The following is a 16426-nucleotide window of genomic DNA, read 5'->3' as shown; positions in this document are numbered from 1 at the left end:
GATCCGCGTTTCCGCTTAGCTGCCGGCGCCAGCGGCAGCCTTCCCTGCCTTCGTCATCCCGGCGAGGGGCGGGGTGGCTGTTGCCCGCCGAATGCCTTTCCCAGGAATTCCTCCATGGACTTTTCCCGCTTCTTCATCGACAGGCCGATCTTCGCGGCGGTGCTGTCGATCGTGATCTTCGCCGCAGGCCTGATCACGATTCCAATCCTGCCGATCAGTGAGTACCCCGAAGTGGTGCCGCCGTCGGTGGTCGTACGCACGGTGTATCCGGGCGCCAACCCCAAGGTCATTGCCGAGACCGTCGCCACGCCGCTTGAAGAGGCGATCAACGGCGTCGAAGGCATGATGTACCTGAAGTCGGTGGCCGGCTCGGACGGCGTGCTGCAGATGACCGTCACCTTCCGCCCGGGCACGGACCCGGACGCAGCGGCGGTGAAGGTGCAGAACCGCGTGGCGCAGGCGCAGGCGCGCCTGCCCGAGGACGTGCGCCGGCAGGGCGTGACCACGCAGAAGCAGTCGCCGACCTTCCTGATGGTGGTGCACCTGACCTCGCCGCAAGGCAAGTACGACACCCTGTACCTGCGCAACTACGCGCGCCTGCACGTCAAGGATGCGCTGGCGCGTATTCCGGGCGTGGGTGACGCGCAGATCTTCGGTGGCGGCGACTACGCCATGCGTGCCTGGCTGGACCCGGACAAGGTGGCCTCGCGCGGCCTGACCGCCAGCGACGTGGTGCGTGCCATGCGCGAGCAGAACGTGCAGGTTTCGGCCGGCCAGCTCGGCGCCGAACCGCTGCCGGACAGCAAGTTCCTGACCCTGATCAATGCCCAGGGCCGTCTGAAGACCGAAAAGGAATTCGGCGACATCGTGCTCAAGAGCGGCACCGATGGCGAGATCGTGCGCCTGGCCGACGTGGCCCGCCTGGAACTGGGTGCGGGCGACTATACCCTGCGCTCGCAGCTGGACGGCAAGAACGCGGTGGGTATCGGTATCTTCCAGTCGCCGGGTGCCAACGCGCTGGAAATCCGCGACCAGGTCATCTCGACGATGGACGAGATGCAGAAGACCATGCCGGCCGATGTGAAGTACGAAGCGGTGTATGACACCACCATCTTCGTGCGCGACTCGATCAAGGCCGTGGTCTCCACGCTGCTGGAAGCGATCGCCCTGGTGGTGCTGGTCGTGATCCTGTTCCTGCAGACCTGGCGTGCGTCGATCATTCCGTTGATCGCGGTGCCGGTGTCGGTGGTGGGTACGTTCGCCGCGCTGTACCTGCTGGGCTTCTCGATCAATACGCTGAGCCTGTTCGGCCTGGTGCTGGCGATCGGCATCGTGGTCGACGACGCGATCGTGGTGGTGGAGAACGTTGAACGCAACATCGAGGAAGGCCTGTCGCCTACTGCGGCTGCACACCAGGCCATGCGTGAAGTATCCGGCCCGATCGTGGCGATCGCGCTGGTGCTGTGTGCCGTGTTCGTGCCGATGGCCTTCCTGTCCGGTGTCACCGGACAGTTCTACAAGCAGTTCGCGGTCACCATCGCCATTTCCACGGTGATCTCGGCGATCAATTCGTTGACCCTGTCGCCAGCCCTGGCCGCGCGCCTGCTGAAGGCCCATGGCGCTCCGAAGGACGGCCCGAGCCGCCTGATCGACCGCCTGTTCGGCTGGGTGTTCCGTCCGTTCAACCGCTTCTTCAAGTCCAGCTCGGAGAAGTACGAGCGTGGCGTGGCCCGCATCCTCGGCCGCCGCGGTGCGGTGTTCGTGGTCTACGCGATCCTGCTGGTCGGTACCGGCGTGATCTTCAAGCTGGTACCGCCGGGCTTCATTCCGACCCAGGACAAGCTGTACCTGATCGCCGGTGTGAAGCTGCCGGAAGGCTCGTCGATCGCACGCACCGATGAAATGCTGCGCAAGGTCGCCAAGATCGCCCAGGAAACCGATGGCGTCGCTCACACCATCTCGTTCCCCGGTCTGAACGCGCTGCAGTTCACCAATACGCCGAACACCGGTGTGGCGTTCATTCCGCTCAAGCCGTTCGCCGAGCGCCATGGCCGCACCGCCGCGCAGATCAATGCCGAGATCAACCAGAAGATCGCCGGCCTGCAGGAAGGCTTCGCGTTCGCGATGATGCCGCCGCCGATCCTCGGCCTGGGCAATGGCAATGGCTACCAGATGTTCATCGAGGACCGTGGCAATCTGGGTTACGGCGCGCTGCAGAATGCGGTTCAGGCCATGCAGGGCACCGTCGCGCAGACGCCGGGCATGGCCTTCCCGATTTCCAGCTACCAGGCCAACGTGCCGCAGCTCGATGCCGAGGTCGACCGCGTCAAGGCCAAGGCACAGGGCGTGCAGCTCACCGAGCTGTTCGACACGTTGCAGACCTACCTGGGTTCGGCCTACGTCAACGACTTCAACCAGTTCGGCCGCACCTGGCAGGTGATCGCCCAGGCAGATGGTCCGTACCGCGAGACGGTCGAGGACATCGGCAAGCTGCGTACCCGCAACGACCGCGGCGAGATGGTGCCGATCGGTTCGATGGTCACCATCAAGCAGACCTTCGGCCCGGACCCGGTGCTGCGCTTCAACGGCTATCCGGCAGCGGACCTGGCCGGTGAAGCCGACCCGCGCCTGCTGTCCTCGGCCGAAGCGATGACCAAGCTGACCGAGATCGCCGGCAAGGTGCTGCCGGTGGGCATGACCACCGAATGGACCGACCTGAGCTACCAGCAGGCAACCCAGGGCAAGGCCGCCTTCATCGTGTTCCCGGTGGCGATCATGCTGGCCTTCCTGGTGCTGGCCGCGCTGTACGAGAGCTGGTCGCTGCCGCTGGCGGTGATCCTGATCGTGCCGATGACCCTGCTGTCCGCGCTGTTCGGCGTGTGGCTGACCGGAGGTGACAACAACGTGTTCGTGCAGGTCGGCCTGGTGGTGCTGATGGGCCTGGCGTGCAAGAACGCGATCCTGATCGTCGAATTCGCCAGAGAGCTGGAGATGGGCGGCAAGGGCATCGTTGAAGCCGCGCTGGAAGCCTGCCGCCTGCGCCTGCGCCCGATCGTGATGACCTCCATCGCCTTCATCGCCGGCACGGTGCCGCTGGTGCTGTCTCACGGTGCAGGCGCCGAAGTGCGCTCGGTGACCGGCATCACCGTGTTTGCTGGCATGCTGGGTGTGACGCTGTTCGGCCTGTTCCTCACCCCCGTGTTCTACGTGGCCCTGCGCAAGTTCGTCACCCGCAACGGTGGTGGCCAGCTGGTGCAGCACGGCGAACCGACCATCCACCACTGATACGGAACTCCGCCGCCGGTCGTTGGCCGGCGGCCACTCTCCCCACAGACAAGGCATGCATCCATGAACACCCATCAGAACAAGATCGCGCTGGTGACCGGCGCTACCCGTGGCATCGGCCTGGAAACCGTGCGCCAGCTGGCAGAGGCCGGCGTGCACACGCTGCTGGCCGGTCGCAAGCGCGATACCGCGGTGGAGCTGGCACTGAAGCTGCAGGCTGAAGGCCTGCCGGTCGAAGCCCTGCAGCTGGACGTGACCGACGCGGCCAGCATCGCCGAAGCGGTCGAGCAGGTGCGCCAGCGCCACGGTCGCCTCGACATCCTGGTCAACAATGCCGGCATCATGATCGAGAACCCGGCGCAGGCGCCGTCGGAGCAGTCGCTGGACACCTGGAAGCGCACCTTCGACACCAACGTCTATGCGCTGGTCGCGGTAACCCAGGCATTCCTGCCGCTGGTCAAGCAGTCCAAGTCCGGACGCATCGTCAATGTGTCCAGCATGCTCGGCTCGCAGACCCTGCACGCGGATCCCTCGTCGGGCATCTACGACTTCAAGATTCCGGCCTACAACGCGTCCAAGGCCGCAGTGAACAGCTGGACCCTGAGCCTGGCCTACGAACTGCGCAATACCCCGATCAAGGTCAACACCGTGCATCCGGGTTACGTGAAGACCGACATGAACGGTGGCAACGGCGAAATCGAGATCAGCGAAGGTGCACGCTCCAGCGTGGAAATGGCGCTGATCGGTGAGTCCGGTGCCAGCGGCAGCTTCACCTACCTGGGCGAGGTGCTGCCATGGTGATCCGCACGTTGGCGATGGCCGTCTCCAGCCTGGTGCTGGCGGGCTGTGTCAGCGTCGGCCCGAACTACAAGGCCCCGGTGCAGGAACCGGTGGTCCTGCAGGGTGCACAGCAGCCGGTGTTCAGTACCGCTTCGCCGGTCGCCAGCTGGTGGGCGCAGTTCGATGATCCGGTGCTGGAACAGCTGGTGCACGGCGCACTGTCGGACAACCTGGACCTTCGCGTGGCCGTGGCCCGCGTCAGCCAGGCCCGCGCGGTGTTCGTGGAAAGCCGCCTCGACCAGGCTCCGCACGTCACCGCTGGCGGCAGCTACGACCGCCGCAAGCAACCCGATCCGCAGCTGGGTGGGCAGCGGGTGTTCAGTGAAAGCTACCAGCTCGGCTTCGACGCCGGCTGGGAGCTGGATCTGTTCGGCCGCAAGCGCCGTGCTGCTGAAGCCGCGCGCGCCGACCTCGGTGCCGAGCAGGCCAACCTGGCCGATGCGCAGGTCCTGGTCGCCGCTGAAGTGGCACGCAATTACTTCGAGTTGCGTGGTACGCAGAAGCGCATCGCGGTGGCCCAGCACACGCTGGAAAACCTGCGCGATACGCAGAGGCTGACCGAGGCGCGCTGGGAGCTGGGCGCAGGCAGCGAGCTGGATGTGCAGAGCAGCCGTGCCCGCCTGAAGGCGATCGAGGCTGACATCCCGTTGCTGGAAGTGGCCGAGGCGCAGTCGCGCAACCGGCTGGCCGTGCTGCTCGGCCAGCGCCCGGAAGTGCTGACTGACATGCTCGCGCCGCACGACGTACCGGCCTTCGCCAAGGCACTTCCGCTGGGCGATACCCGCGAACTGCTGCGCCAGCGTGCCGACGTGCGCGTGGCCGAGCGTCGCCTGGCGGCTGCGACCGCACGCGTGGGCGTGGCCACGGCGGACCTGTTCCCGCGGTTGTCGCTGTCCGGCTTCGTCGGGTTCCTCGGTGGCGATGCCAGCGGCCTGGTCAATGGCAGCAACAAGGCCTGGTCGCTGACCCCGTCGCTGAGCTGGGCGGCATTCGACTTCGGCACCGTGCGTGCACGCCTGCGTGCCAGCAAGGCTGAAGCCGAAGGCGTGGCCGCGCAGTATGAGCAGGCGGTACTGCTGGCCCTGGAAGACACCGAGAACGCGCTGACCCGCTATTCCAAGCAGCAGGCACGATTGGCGATCGTGGTCGAGCAGGCGCAGGCGGCACGGCGTGCCGAATCGCTGGCGCAGATCCGCTATCGCGAGGGCTCGGAGGACTTCCTGACCCTGCTGGATGCGCAGCGCACGCAGCTGGCAGCCGATGATGCGTTGGCGGCGGCCGAGTCCGAGGTCAACGTCAGCGTGGTGGGCGTGTACAAGGCGCTGGGCGGCTGGGGGCAATCACCGCAGCTACCGAGCGTGGCGCAGGTGCAGTGACTTCAGGGGGACGGAGGCCGTGGCTTCCGTCCCTTTGCTCTTTCAGGGCCACTGATTGGCCGGCACCTCGCGCTCGCGCATGCGCACGATACAGAAGCGATGGCCGGTCGGTGCTTCCATCACCCACCAGCGCTTGACGAAGCCTATCCGTCGCGCGCCGAGCTTCTCCAGGCGGTCGGCCTCGGCATCGATGTCGTCGCTCTCGATGTCCAGATGCACCCGTGACGGGTGATCGACCCGCTGGACTTCAACGTCCAGGCCCGCCGGTGCGCCCAGCAGGTCGGCATACTCGGCGCCCCCTTCGGCACGCGCCGCCTGTGCCTGCAGGCCGAGCGTGGCGGCCCAGAAACGGGCGCCTTCGTCGGCGGGAAGGTCCTGGCAGTCGATGATGAATCCAGCCAGCCGGCTCTGGTGTGCCATGTGCTGCTCCGCAGTTCGAGGGGTACGCGGCAGGGTAGCGCGGTGCATTTCGCGTACGTCTTCACCTTGGTGACGTTTCTGACTCTGCCGGATTGCGGGCCCGCCGTGTAACTAGTGGGTCAGGCACTCGGGAGGACAGGTGATGGCGGACGGAAGGCGGGATACCCAACGGATGTTGTTCGGCGATCCGGGTCCACCGGGTGCGGGGCTGTCAGTGGCAGTCGTGGTGCTGCTGGTGCTGGCGACGATGGCCGCAGCGGTCGGTTTCCTGCGCCTGCAGGATTCGATGCTGGGACTGGGCCTGATCGGCGTGGCGGTGTTCCTGGCGATAGGGGCCCGCATCTGCCAGGCGCGCGATCAGCATCAGGCCCTGTATCGCCTGCTGTCGCGGCAGCCGCCGCCGTAGCTGCGGCTGCCGTGCGGGGTCAGTGCTGCGGCCAGTCCAGTTCGACCACCAGCGGGAAATGATCCGATGGCAGCACGCCATCGATGCGGCGGTCATCGGTCAGGAAGCTGCGCGCGTGGAAACCGCGCACCAGCACCCAGTCCAGCTGCGCGGTGGCCTTGCCAGTGAAATCGTGGAAGGTCAGTCGCGGGCCCTGCGGTGTCTTCACCTGGGTACGGGTGTCGTGCAGTACGCGGGTGAATGCCTTGTAGGTGTCGCCGCCGGGTTCGCTGTTGAAGTCACCGGTCAGCACCACCGGCAGATCGGCCGGCAGGCCGGCCACGCGCCTGCCGATCAGCTCGGCACCTTTCACCCGGCGTGGTTCGTCCTCGTCGCGGTAGGGCAGGTGGGTATCCATGAAATAGAAGCGGCGGCCGTCATCGATGCGGCGGAACAGCGCCCAGGTGACCATGCGTGGATACAGGTTGCCCCAGGTGATGCTGCCGGGCACATCGGGCGTATCAGACAGCCAGAAGTTGCCTGATTCCTCGATCGCCAGCACCTTGCTGTCGTAGAACACGCCCATGTGCTCGTCGCCGCTGCCGCCGCGGCGGCCCTCGCCGAACCAGCGGTAGCCGGGCAGGTGCTGGGCGAGGTAATCGGCCTGCTCCTGCACCAGCTCCTGGGTACCGATCACCGCCGGGTGCGCATCAAGGATGACCTTCACCATCGCATCGCGACGATCGGGCCAGCGCTTGCCGGGCTCGGTATCGGCCGGGGTGCGCACATTGAACGACATCACCTTCAACGGCGCAGGGGCTGCGGCCCAGGCGCTGGTCAGAGGCAGGGCAAGCGCCAGCAGCGCAGACAGCGCGGGGCGACGGAAACGCGACAACATCGTGGAATCCCTCCATTCCATGAAAACGGTTTCATGGAGCATGCCACGAATGCGCGGACAGCGTTATGCAGGGATGGGTGGCTCGCGGATGCCGGGCGGGCGATGAACGTCCCACGCGGTGGACCGCGCACCGGCGATCACGGGTCGTAGCTCATCCCGTCGCCTGCCTTCTGCAATCGCGCAGATGCACAGCGCGTATGCAGCACGCTGATCAGGCAGCAGGAAGTGCCTCGATCCTGATCAGTCTTCAATCTCGCCACGGCGGCCTGCCGCGCGCACTGCCTGAGCGGTGGTGGCCACGCCAAGTCGTTGCCGTGCTCGCCGCAGGTGGTTCTCAACGGTGCGCGCAGACAGCCCCAGCGTGGCCGCTATCTCCGCTTGGCGCCGTCCAGCGGCGACCCAGCGCAGCACCTCGCGTTCGCGTGCGCTCAGCGCGCCCGCGCGGATGTCGGCCGGCGCTTCGGCAAGCCGCCGCGCCGCGCGGAAGACTGACGTGCCGACCATTTCAAGCAGCAGGCGCGCGCTGGCGGACGCATCAATCGAGGTGCCGGCGAAACTGACCGCACCCTCCAGACCGGTCGGGCCGAACACCGGCACCTGCAACCCATGCAGGCCATCGCCGCGAGGCTGCTTCACCACCTGGTAGCGCTCGCCACGCACGCCGTGGCGCTTGCTCCAGAAGAACGGCGCATTGCTTTCCAGCACATGGCGGTTGACCGGACAGGCGTGCAGGTAGCGGGCGAGTCCGCTACCGCTGCCGTCGCCAAACCAGTCACCTTCAATCCAGTAAACACGTTGTGCGTCGCGCTCCAGCCCGGTTCCGGTGGCAAACACCAACAGGCGGTCGTAGCCCAAGGGCGAGGCGGCGGCGCGCAGCACGCCGCCCACCGCAGGCAATGTCCGCGCCTGTTCCAGTTCCAGCAGCGCGGGCACCAGCGCAGGCATTGGCTCAGCGCCCCGCCAGCGCATCGAGCAGCGTACGTGCGGCCAGCTTGCCCAACGCATTGCCGGCCAGCGGACTGTCGCCGGTCAGCAGCAGGCGATCCTGCAGCACGCTGCCATCGATGCCCTCATTGACGATCTGCACGCCCTGCTGGGCCAGTCGTTCGCCGAAGAACCAACGCAGCTGCCCCGGCATGTAGCCGATCTCCGGTGTCTGCCGGTCCATTGCGTCGGGGAAGGCACAGATGCGGTAGCCACGGAACAGCGAGGCACCCGCGGCTTCGTCGACGCCCGCCGCCAGCAGCGCCGCCGGGCCATGGCAGAGGGTGATGATGTGGCGCTGCTCGGCCATGGCCCATTGCAGCGCGGCCTTCACCGCCGCGCTCTCCGGCAGGCCGATCAACGCGCCGTGCCCACCGGGAATGAAGACGGCGGCGTAGTCCGAATCGGCGCCCAGGCCGGCCACCACCTGGTCCAGCTGCAACGGCTGGCGGAAGCGTGCCTGGTAGCGTTCGTACAGGGCGCCGATCTCGCGGTCCTCGTGTGGAAAGGCCCACCATTCGAACTTGACGGCGTTGCCGGACAGTGTCGCCACGTCGATGTCGAAGCCGGCCTTGTCCAGGTGGTACATCGGCAGCAGGGTTTCCACCGGATGGTTGCCGGTGGAGAACAGGTGGCCATTGGCGGTCGGCAGATAGCGCTCGTCGGCGGCGATCATCAGCACCTTCCAGCGGCCATCGCGGCGCGCATCCGGATAGTCGGCGCCGGACAGGTCGCTCTTGGGCGAGGTGAACTGCGACAGCGAATACGGCGACGGGAAGAAGGCATCGCGCTCGGCCGGATCGGGGCTGGGCTGGCGGCTGGGCTCTTGCGTGTTCATGCAGACCTCCGTTGGGGGAAAGTGAGCCCAGCATAGGAGGCTGCGTGCGCAGGCGCGATGAGGGATTCCCCTCAATCGGCCGCAACCCGGATGCTGCAGCGCGCCACCCGGCCGGTTGGACAGTGGGATTATGTCGTGCTATCTAGCCAGTGCCGGGATAATCCCGGCATAACCACACAGCAAGCAAAGGAATGAAAATGAAAAGATTCGCCCGAGCATTGCGCGTCACTCTGAATATTCATCCGAACGAAAAGAGCAGCGTGTGGAATACCTGGCCGCTGTGGGTCGAATTCTGATCCTGGGGGCCAAACCCGCGATCGAGCGGTAGCAAGACGAAGGGACTCGTCTTTCGAGTCCCTTCCTGCCGGAGACGCACTGCATGCAAGGGATGTCGAATGAAGGCAGCGCCATTGCTGCCGAGCGCCTGGCTGCGCGCGTGGAGCGCGAAGGGCCTGTGCTGAAGCTGGAAACCGGTGGAATCGGGGTGTTCTGCCCGGAGCTTGCCGGCAAGGTCGACAAGGAAAATTCCGAGCAGCTGTACGTCGTCGAGTCGCTGGCCGACCTGTTCCGCCGTCACGAGCGCGTGCGCTGGACCGAAGTGCGCAGCCTGATCGCCGCCTGCAGTGCTGAGCTCACCGGAGCACAGACCCTGGAGGCACTGCAGTCGCGCATGAGGCAGGCTCTGGATGGGGTATGCGGGCACGCGCTGGATGCCACGCCGGCGGTGTGGAAAGTGATGGCCCATCCCTTGATCCCGCTGGTGATCGACGGGCTCGATGCCCGCGGCACCGCAGCCATCGAACGCGCCCTGCATCTGCGCTACACCACCCAGGTCGAGCAGGTCATCCATCGGCGCCACCTGCTGCGCAACTTCCTCATCGGCCGTGCCGAATCACGGGCGATCGCCGCCGAACTCAAGCGCCGGCTCCGCAGTGGACGTTCGGCGCTGGACTACGCACAGTCATTGCTGAGCCTGCGAGAGCGCATCGGCCTGGACAAGGTCACCTACCTGGTCACCGTGCAGCTGATCGCCATTTCCGGCGTGCCCGGCATGATGGCCGCCTGCCTGCTGTTGGCGATGCAGATGCATCCACACTGGCGCCAGCGCATCGAGGAGGAGTTCGCGCCGCTCTCGGATGAGGAGATCCATGCGCTGCCGATGGCCAGGATTCCCTGCACGATGCGCTTCCTGAAGGAAGTGATGCGGCTGTACTCCACGCCCTTCAACAACCGCCGGGTGGCCGCCTGCGATCTGCAGGTGGAAGGGCAGGCCATCGCCGAAGGCACAGTGTTCGAGTTGAGTTCGTTCATCCAGCACCGCTCGGCGAAGTACTGGGATGACCCGCTGCAGTTCGATCCTGATCGCTGGTTGCCCGAACGGCGCAAGCGTACCGCCGGCATCTATGTGCCTTACGGCTTCCCCACGCGTTCCTGCGTGGGATCGGCGGTCGGCAATGCACAGCTGGTATTGCTGTGCGCGCTGCTGGCACGCGAGTTCCGCTTCACCCCCAGCGCCGACTATCGGCCCGAGGTGCGCATGGAGGGCTTTGCGATTCCGGCGGCGCTGCATGGCACGTTCTCGCGGCGTACGGCCGGTGCCTGATCTGTCGGGACGGCGGCTTACTTTCCCGTTCGCCCGTGTGCCTGCATGTCCTCATGCAGGATCCGCCGCAGCTCGACGATGGCCGGCGTAGCTTCCTGCACGCTGTGCCCGGACACGATCACCTTCTCCGAATCCGCGTGCGGCAGGTGCGAACTCCAGTAGGGCACCAGCCCGTCATCGGTCTTCTCAAGTGGGCCATCGGCCTTGGCGCGGGCGATGATCGAGTGGTAGTGCACCTTCGGTGACATCGGCAGGTCAGCCACGGCGCGGACGAACGGGTCGTCCTTGTCCAGGTTCTGGATGCTGTTCATCTGGTAGCCGTGCTTGCCGTCATTGCGGTCGATCTGGCCGTCGTTGGCAATGGTGGCGACGTCTTCCAGCACGGTCAGTGGCAACCGCACCAGCCGGCCGATCCACCGGCCGAGGCGGGTGCCCGCCACGTCGGTGCCGCGATGCGGCGTGGCGATGAACACCACGCGGGACACTTCCGGTTCCGGCAGGAAGGTCAGCACCGGTGCGCCTTTGGTGCGCAGCAGTTCGCGCTGGGCGGGCGTCATCTGCGCGGTGGCCAGCAGGGTGTCGACCAGGTGGTCGCCGGAGGAGGAGATCATCAACCGTGCGATCACCCCGCCCATGCTGTGCCCCACCAGCACCATGTCATGCGAGGCCTGCGCCTTGCCGCTGGGGTCGAAGTGCTTGAATACTTCAGCCAGCGTGTGGCGCATCGCATCGTGGCTCATCGCGATGGGCATGTTGGTCGGGTAATAGAACTGCCAGACCTGGAAGTCCCGGCGGATCTCGTCGTCGCGCAGCAGTTCGTTGGCCACGTTGACCCAGGCTTCCGGACTGCTGGCCAGGCCATGGATCATCAGCAGCACGCGGCGGTTCGGGTCGTAGGGCTGCATCATGTACAGATGCGGCGTGTCGATGCCACCCTTGCCGCCGAACAGCGTGCGCAGCGACTGTCGGCTGAAGTTGGAGCGGGCCAGCCACAGAGCATAGCCGGCAGTGAAGTTGGCCGCCAGTGGCACCTGCTGGCCGTGCAGGGTCACTTCCGAAACCTGGTAGGGATCGTGGATCTCCAGCTCCGGCTCGTCATCGTGCAGCACCTCCCACAGGTTTTTCCCCGAGAAGCGCAATAGCACCGTCATCGATGGCGAGGGCATCTCGCTCCAGCTCTGCGTGGCAGAACGTCTTGCCTGCGCCGCCTGCGCCGCCGCCGGAGGCGTGGTGGTCGTGCTGCCGGCCGGGTCATCCATCACTGCCACCAGTTCGGCACCGAAGCCATCGCGGCGATGCACGCTTCGCAGCGTGCCGGTGAACGACAGCGAGGCGGCGGGTACCAGCTCGCTGGGGGTACGCTGGTCCAGCGCCGATGCTTCGTCTGAAGGGGCCAGCACGAAGGTCCAGCGGCCCAGCTGGAAATGGCTGGCCTGGCCGTGCACGCGCCCGGTGGCATAGGCGTTGTAAAGCTGCACCGAGGCTTCCTGCACCGCCAGGTTGTAGTAATCGCGCACCTGGGTCTGGCGGTCTTCGAAGCCGCGCTGGTTCGCCGTGCGCTCGGTGAAGAACAGATAGGCATAGGCCTGCCGCGCAACCTGCATCCAGGCATCCAGGCGCGGCTGGAAGTCGGCATCCAGCTCGGTGACGGCGGTCTTGGCACGGCCGGATGCCGAGTACTCGCGCTTTGGCGCCGGCAGGGTCATCGCATACTGCAGCCACAACTCGGCCAGGCTGGAGCGCTTGTCTTCCTCGCGCACCACGATGCTGCCTTCCATCGCCTCGATGCAGGGCAGGCCGGGCTTGGCACAGACGCCCTCATCGAGCCCGGCCACGCGCAGGGTCTCAATGGTCGCCGCGCTGAGCTTGCCGGAGGTCAGGATGTCACCGCGCTTGAGCGCGATGTACTGGCCGGGCGTAACCGAAGCGACCTGCACCGACGGCCCGAACTGGCGCAGCGTCGCGCAGCCGCCCAGGGTGAGCAGCACGGTGATGATGAGGGTCGTGCGGCCGATGAAGCCCAAGCCCGTGGTAGCCATGCGATCCTCCTGCGCGGTGGCGCCACTCTAGCGGTGGGCCTGTCAAAGCGGAATAGACCGGACGGTCGGTTTGGGCCTGGCCGCCTTGGGTGATTCAGCCATTCCCGTGTGACACTGCGGCCAATGGAAAGGACACGGTGATCGCGATGGTCTGGCTGGAAACCCGTATTCCCCCGCCCGTGGTAATGCTGCTGTTCGCCGCTATGGGCTTTGCAGCACGCTGGCTGTGGCCGGGTTTGCACCTTCGGGTGCCGGTGCCGGTTCTGCTGGCAGGGGTGACGGTGACGCTGGGTGTCGTGCTCAACTTGCTGCCCAAGATCTCTTTCCGACGCGCCGGTACCACCGTCAATCCTCTGCGACCTTCGGCGTCGAGCGCGCTGGTTACCAGCGGAATCTATCGCCGCACCCGAAACCCGATGTATCTCGGCCAGGCGCTGGTCCTGTTTGGTGCCATGGTGTACCTGCAGAACCTGATCGCGCTGCTGGTGGTGCCGCTGTTCCTGGCGTACATCACTTGGCTGCAGATCCTGCCGGAGGAGCGGGCACTGATGGCCCGCTTTCCCGAGGCGTACGCGCAGTACCGTCATCGCGTGCCACGCTGGCTGTAGCATCGGCTACGCCATCAGCGGCTGATCTGGCACTTCACCGCCGCCGAATAGCCCTCGTAGTCGTCACCCGCGATCACGTGCAGGGTGTGGCGCTTGTCGATGCGCTTCACGTAGGAAGGTTCCTCGGTATTGGCATGCTCGTTGACCTCGGTCACCGACCAAGCCCTGGCCAGGCGCTTGGGATCGACGCCGTTCAAGTACACGAAGAGGCCTTTCTCGCCTTCGGCCACATTCACATCGGCACTGCTGACCGTGCCGCCAAACAGCGCGACCGGCTTGTCCTCCGGCTCGAACGTGCCGCCCGGCTGCTTGGCCAGGCCGGCCGCCTGCAGCGCATCGATGGCGTCGGCCGCACTGAAATCCGAGCCTGCCTTGCAGGCCAGCAGCGCCTCCAGCGTGGCGATGCCGGGCGGCGCGATGGCCGGGGCTGCGGCGTGCGTGGCTGGGGCTGCGGCGAGCGCGGTGAGGAGCAGGGACATCGCGAGGGGGGCTTTCATGGCAGATCCTTCTGGCGGTCGCGGATGGAGGGACTGCTGTGTTGGAGGTGTCATCCCGATTATGCGCCACACGTCCTGCGCGACGTGCAGGCACAAAAAAGCCGGAACCCCAGTTGACGGGAGATCCGGCTTCTTGCGGCCTCGACAGGCCTTACAGATGGTGGAGGTGGGCGGAATTGAACCGCCGTCCGAAGGCACTCCATCCCCAGCACTACATGCTTAGCTCACCGTTGGATCTCGTCCCCGAACAGCACGGTGCGCAAAGCGCATCCGGGAACCAGCCTGTTGTGTTCTAGTGCCGGACTGACAGGCAGCCGTCCAGCGCGATTCCATGATAGTGACTCTACACCGCGAGCATGGACACAAGCGGTTTCGAGGCTTAGGCCTTAAGCGGCCAGAGCGTAGTTGTCGTCGTTGGCAACTAGAGTTTTGCAGCTGGATTTACGAGGAAAGCTACCCCCTCGGCATGCGCCAGGCGACTTCACAACCCCCGTCGAAACCAATGCACCCCCGGTTTCTTCAAGTTCTGCAAGGTACAAGGCCTGTTTCGTGTCGCCACGGTCAGTGCCTGCCCAACAGTGGCAATGCTACGGCAAAACAGCTGAACAGTCACCTTGGCAATCCGCAACAAGTTGTAGAGCCTCCGTCATAGCGGATTGGTAACGTCATGGGCACGAATTTGCGACACACTGGCGGCGACCATCCGGGCCAGGACAAACACGGAGACTGTGGGTGACCGAGGCAAGCCAACAACGCAGCCTACGACAGCTGGTCGGGCCCGTCGGGGCCGACTATCAGCGGCGCGCGCTGCCGCCCGGCTGGGTCTGGGCGGTACTGGCGGCGTTGCTTGCGGCCACCGCGCTGACCGAACTGCCGGCCACAGCGGCCGCAGCACTGGTCGCCAGTGCGGTGGTGGTGCATTGGTCGCAGCGCGGTCGCATCCATTGGCTGGGCTGGCGTCTGCCGGGCATGGCGGTGTTGGCGGCCCTGCTGTGGGGGCCGGAAGTGCTGTCGCAGTGGTTCGAGCACGGGCTGGCCGTGGTCCTGATGTCGCTGGCGAGCCTCAGCATCGGCGTGCATGTGTGGCAGTCGCGGCAGCTGGCGCGACAGCTGCAGGGCGCTGCCGATTCGCTGGATGACGCCCAGCTGCTGGCCCTGTTGCCGGCCGATGCGGCCCAGATGGCACAGCAGTGGCGCGCGGGCGATGACCGGCATGCCCCGGAACTGGCGGTCGTAATGCACCTGGCCGTGATGCACGCGGCGCTGGCACCGCGCATGCGCGGGCAGGGCATGCTGGCGGGGTGACCCGCCTTTTGTAGAGCCGAGCCTGCGCTCGGCTGCCCTTCTTGCCGAAGCCGAGCATGGCTCGGCGCTACAGCCTTACGCGTCGCGGTTGCCGCGACGCATCACACGCTGCTTCTCGATCGCCCAGTCGCGGTCCTTGGCGGCATCGCGCTTGTCATGGGTCTGCTTGCCCTTGGCCAGCGCGACTTCGAGCTTGATCTTGTTCTTGCTCCAGTACATCGCAGTGGGCACGATCGTGTAGCCATCGCGCTCGACCTTGCCGATCAGCTTGTCGATCTCGTTCCGGTGCAGCAGCAGCTTGCGCTCGCGCCGGTCATTGGCCACCACGTGGGTGGAGGCCTGGATCAACGGGGTGATCTGTGCGCCGATCAGGTAGATCTCGCCGCGCTTCACATAGGCGTAGGCGTCGATGATGTTGCCGCGGCCTGCGCGGATCGACTTGACCTCCCAGCCCTGCAGGGCGAGGCCGGCCTCGAAGCGCTCTTCGATGTGGTACTCGTGGCGGGCACGCTTGTTCAACGCGATGGTTTTGTTGGCCGTCGCGCTCTTTGCTTTATCCTTGCCGCTGTTCTTGCTCATTTCCGTATTGTCTCCGATTCGGGCCCGCCCGGTCGATTGCCGAAACGTCCTGTATTCATGCCTACTATCCGCCGCAGCGCCCTGGTCGAACATTCGGCCGCGCGCATGTTCGACCTGGTCAATGATGTCCAGGCCTATCCGAGCCGTTTCCGCTGGTGCTCGGCTGCCCAGATCATGGAGCAGGGCGAGGACCGCCTGGTGGCGCGCCTGGACCTGGGCCTGGGTTCGTTCAGCACCTGGTTCCAGACCGAAAACACCCTGCGGCGACCGCACAGCATCGATATGCAGCTGCGCGATGGCCCGTTCAAGCAGCTGCACGGCCGCTGGGAATTCCATGCGCTGGCCGAGGATGCCTGCAAGGTCACCCTGACCCTGGAGTTCGAACCCAGCTCGCGCCTGCTCGGTCCGGCGCTGGCGATCGGCTTCCAGGGGCTGGCCGATCGCATGGTCAACGATTTCGTCCGCGTCGCCGACGAGGGCTGAGCGATGATCGAGGTCGAGGTGGTACTGGCCTGGCCGCAGCGGGTGCTGTCGTGCCGCCTGCAGCTGGAAGAGGGGGCCACCGTCGCCGATGCTGTCGCGGCGGCCGCACTGGAAGGCAGTGCCGATTGTCCCGCCGTCGCCGTGCATGGCGTAGTGGCACGCCCGCACCAGGTTCTGCTGGACGGCGACCGCATCGAACTGCTGCGCCCGCTGCTGGCAGATCCGAAGGATAACCGCCGGCGTCGCGCGCTCGGCGGTTGATTCCGGAAGCCGTACCTGCGGACGG

Annotated in this window: 16 protein-coding genes and 1 other RNA gene; 9 read left to right on the top strand and 8 right to left on the bottom strand. The window is 66.0% G+C overall.

The genetic code is table 11. The features are described 5' to 3' along the window. Nucleotides 1-114: 114 nt before the first annotated feature. The 3 genes from RCF13_RS02660 (at nt 115) to RCF13_RS02650 (ending at nt 5501) form a co-directional block, all read left to right on the top strand. Nucleotides 115-3285, top strand: a complete 3171-nt coding sequence (locus RCF13_RS02660; protein WP_111201968.1) for a multidrug efflux RND transporter permease subunit — start codon at nt 115-117, stop codon at nt 3283-3285. 63 nt (nt 3286-3348) lie between these two features. Then, nucleotides 3349-4086 carry an SDR family oxidoreductase gene (locus RCF13_RS02655; RefSeq protein ID WP_049470334.1) on the top strand — a complete coding sequence of 246 codons (738 nt, stop codon included), beginning with the start codon at nt 3349-3351 and terminating at the stop codon, nt 4084-4086. Then, nucleotides 4080-5501, top strand: coding sequence for an efflux transporter outer membrane subunit (locus tag RCF13_RS02650; RefSeq protein WP_134968059.1), 1422 nt, complete (start codon nt 4080-4082; stop codon nt 5499-5501). The genes RCF13_RS02655 and RCF13_RS02650 overlap by 7 nt, the downstream gene beginning before the upstream one ends. Nucleotides 5502-5543: 42 nt before the next feature. On the opposite strand, the gene RCF13_RS02645 is transcribed toward RCF13_RS02650, so the two are convergent. Next, nucleotides 5544-5921: a VOC family protein gene (locus tag RCF13_RS02645; RefSeq protein ID WP_134968058.1), complete on the bottom strand. Its 378-nt coding sequence runs from the start codon at nt 5919-5921 to the stop codon at nt 5544-5546. A 142-nt stretch (nt 5922-6063) separates the two neighbouring features. On the opposite strand from RCF13_RS02645, the gene RCF13_RS02640 reads away from it, so the two are divergent. Continuing rightward, nucleotides 6064-6327: a hypothetical protein gene (locus RCF13_RS02640; RefSeq protein WP_032959134.1), complete on the top strand. Its 264-nt coding sequence runs from the start codon at nt 6064-6066 to the stop codon at nt 6325-6327. Nucleotides 6328-6346: 19 nt separating this feature from the next. On the opposite strand, the gene RCF13_RS02635 is transcribed toward RCF13_RS02640, so the two are convergent. The 3 genes from RCF13_RS02635 to hchA all read right to left on the bottom strand — a co-directional run bounded on the left by RCF13_RS02635 (nt 6347) and on the right by hchA (nt 9026). Continuing rightward, nucleotides 6347-7204, bottom strand: coding sequence for an endonuclease/exonuclease/phosphatase family protein (locus RCF13_RS02635; RefSeq protein ID WP_061477948.1), 858 nt, complete (start codon nt 7202-7204; stop codon nt 6347-6349). A gap of 240 nt (nt 7205-7444) precedes the next feature. Further along, nucleotides 7445-8149, bottom strand: a complete 705-nt coding sequence (locus RCF13_RS02630; RefSeq protein WP_231352669.1) for a PA1136 family autoinducer-binding transcriptional regulator — start codon at nt 8147-8149, stop codon at nt 7445-7447. 4 nt (nt 8150-8153) lie between these two features. Further along, the gene (gene hchA / locus RCF13_RS02625) at nt 8154-9026 is read right to left on the bottom strand and encodes a glyoxalase III HchA (protein WP_134968057.1); all 873 of its coding nucleotides are present in this window, start codon (nt 9024-9026) and stop codon (nt 8154-8156) included. Nucleotides 9027-9405: 379 nt separating this feature from the next. On the opposite strand from hchA, the gene RCF13_RS02620 reads away from it, so the two are divergent. Continuing rightward, nucleotides 9406-10629, top strand: coding sequence for a cytochrome P450 (locus RCF13_RS02620; RefSeq protein WP_229298538.1), 1224 nt, complete (start codon nt 9406-9408; stop codon nt 10627-10629). Nucleotides 10630-10646: 17 nt separating this feature from the next. Here RCF13_RS02620 and RCF13_RS02615 read toward each other — a convergent pair whose 3' ends face one another. Further along, nucleotides 10647-12668, bottom strand: a complete 2022-nt coding sequence (locus RCF13_RS02615; protein WP_134968056.1) for an alpha/beta fold hydrolase — start codon at nt 12666-12668, stop codon at nt 10647-10649. A 146-nt stretch (nt 12669-12814) separates the two neighbouring features. On the opposite strand from RCF13_RS02615, the gene RCF13_RS02610 reads away from it, so the two are divergent. Further along, complete coding sequence (locus RCF13_RS02610) at nt 12815-13276, top strand: isoprenylcysteine carboxylmethyltransferase family protein (protein WP_061477972.1); 462 nt, start codon at nt 12815-12817, stop codon at nt 13274-13276. Nucleotides 13277-13290: 14 nt separating this feature from the next. Here the strand turns inward: RCF13_RS02610 and RCF13_RS02605 are convergent, their stop codons facing one another. Next, the gene (locus RCF13_RS02605; RefSeq protein WP_134968055.1) at nt 13291-13773 is read right to left on the bottom strand and encodes a hypothetical protein; all 483 of its coding nucleotides are present in this window, start codon (nt 13771-13773) and stop codon (nt 13291-13293) included. A gap of 158 nt (nt 13774-13931) precedes the next feature. Continuing rightward, nucleotides 13932-14285: a transfer-messenger RNA gene (gene ssrA, locus RCF13_RS02600) on the bottom strand. 220 nt (nt 14286-14505) lie between these two features. Here ssrA and RCF13_RS02595 point away from each other — a divergent pair. Continuing rightward, a complete protein-coding gene (locus RCF13_RS02595; protein ID WP_061477942.1) occupies nt 14506-15078 on the top strand; it encodes a hypothetical protein in 573 nt (190 codons plus the stop codon). A 75-nt stretch (nt 15079-15153) separates the two neighbouring features. Here the strand turns inward: RCF13_RS02595 and smpB are convergent, their stop codons facing one another. Beyond that, on the bottom strand, nt 15154-15657 hold the full coding sequence (gene smpB, locus RCF13_RS02590) for an SsrA-binding protein SmpB (protein WP_005416174.1): 504 nt from the start codon (nt 15655-15657) through the stop codon (nt 15154-15156). A gap of 57 nt (nt 15658-15714) precedes the next feature. Between smpB and RCF13_RS02585 the strand changes: the two genes are divergently transcribed. Then, nucleotides 15715-16140 (top strand): type II toxin-antitoxin system RatA family toxin, encoded by a 426-nt coding sequence (locus tag RCF13_RS02585; RefSeq protein ID WP_061477941.1) that lies wholly within the window; start codon nt 15715-15717, stop codon nt 16138-16140. Nucleotides 16141-16143: 3 nt separating this feature from the next. After that, nucleotides 16144-16401 carry an RnfH family protein gene (locus RCF13_RS02580; RefSeq protein ID WP_072168307.1) on the top strand — a complete coding sequence of 86 codons (258 nt, stop codon included), beginning with the start codon at nt 16144-16146 and terminating at the stop codon, nt 16399-16401. Nucleotides 16402-16426 lie beyond the last annotated feature (25 nt).

Origin of the sequence: Stenotrophomonas maltophilia group sp. RNC7, from assembly GCF_030910085.1 — a bacterium.
Lineage (GTDB): Bacteria > Pseudomonadota > Gammaproteobacteria > Xanthomonadales > Xanthomonadaceae > Stenotrophomonas > Stenotrophomonas sepilia.
Note: the sequence above shows the minus strand (reverse complement) of the source record. Positions and strands in the feature narration are given on the sequence as shown.

What these genes read in the sequence shown, in the direction of transcription:
- RCF13_RS02660 (WP_111201968.1), top strand. Translation starts at nt 115, where the DNA reads ATGGACTTTTCCCGCTTCTTCATCGACAGGCCGATCTTCGCGGCGGTG.
- RCF13_RS02610 (WP_061477972.1), top strand. Translation starts at nt 12,815, where the DNA reads ATGGTCTGGCTGGAAACCCGTATTCCCCCGCCCGTGGTAATGCTGCTG.
- RCF13_RS02645 (WP_134968058.1), bottom strand. Translation starts at nt 5,921, where the DNA reads ATGGCACACCAGAGCCGGCTGGCTGGATTCATCATCGACTGCCAGGAC.
- hchA (WP_134968057.1), bottom strand. Translation starts at nt 9,026, where the DNA reads ATGAACACGCAAGAGCCCAGCCGCCAGCCCAGCCCCGATCCGGCCGAG.
- RCF13_RS02585 (WP_061477941.1), top strand. Translation starts at nt 15,715, where the DNA reads ATGCCTACTATCCGCCGCAGCGCCCTGGTCGAACATTCGGCCGCGCGC.
- RCF13_RS02630 (WP_231352669.1), bottom strand. Translation starts at nt 8,149, where the DNA reads ATGCCTGCGCTGGTGCCCGCGCTGCTGGAACTGGAACAGGCGCGGACA.
- RCF13_RS02635 (WP_061477948.1), bottom strand. Translation starts at nt 7,204, where the DNA reads ATGTTGTCGCGTTTCCGTCGCCCCGCGCTGTCTGCGCTGCTGGCGCTT.
- RCF13_RS02605 (WP_134968055.1), bottom strand. Translation starts at nt 13,773, where the DNA reads ATGAAAGCCCCCCTCGCGATGTCCCTGCTCCTCACCGCGCTCGCCGCA.
- RCF13_RS02620 (WP_229298538.1), top strand. Translation starts at nt 9,406, where the DNA reads ATGCAAGGGATGTCGAATGAAGGCAGCGCCATTGCTGCCGAGCGCCTG.
- RCF13_RS02640 (WP_032959134.1), top strand. Translation starts at nt 6,064, where the DNA reads ATGGCGGACGGAAGGCGGGATACCCAACGGATGTTGTTCGGCGATCCG.
- RCF13_RS02655 (WP_049470334.1), top strand. Translation starts at nt 3,349, where the DNA reads ATGAACACCCATCAGAACAAGATCGCGCTGGTGACCGGCGCTACCCGT.
- RCF13_RS02615 (WP_134968056.1), bottom strand. Translation starts at nt 12,668, where the DNA reads ATGGCTACCACGGGCTTGGGCTTCATCGGCCGCACGACCCTCATCATC.
- smpB (WP_005416174.1), bottom strand. Translation starts at nt 15,657, where the DNA reads ATGAGCAAGAACAGCGGCAAGGATAAAGCAAAGAGCGCGACGGCCAAC.
- RCF13_RS02650 (WP_134968059.1), top strand. Translation starts at nt 4,080, where the DNA reads ATGGTGATCCGCACGTTGGCGATGGCCGTCTCCAGCCTGGTGCTGGCG.
- RCF13_RS02580 (WP_072168307.1), top strand. Translation starts at nt 16,144, where the DNA reads ATGATCGAGGTCGAGGTGGTACTGGCCTGGCCGCAGCGGGTGCTGTCG.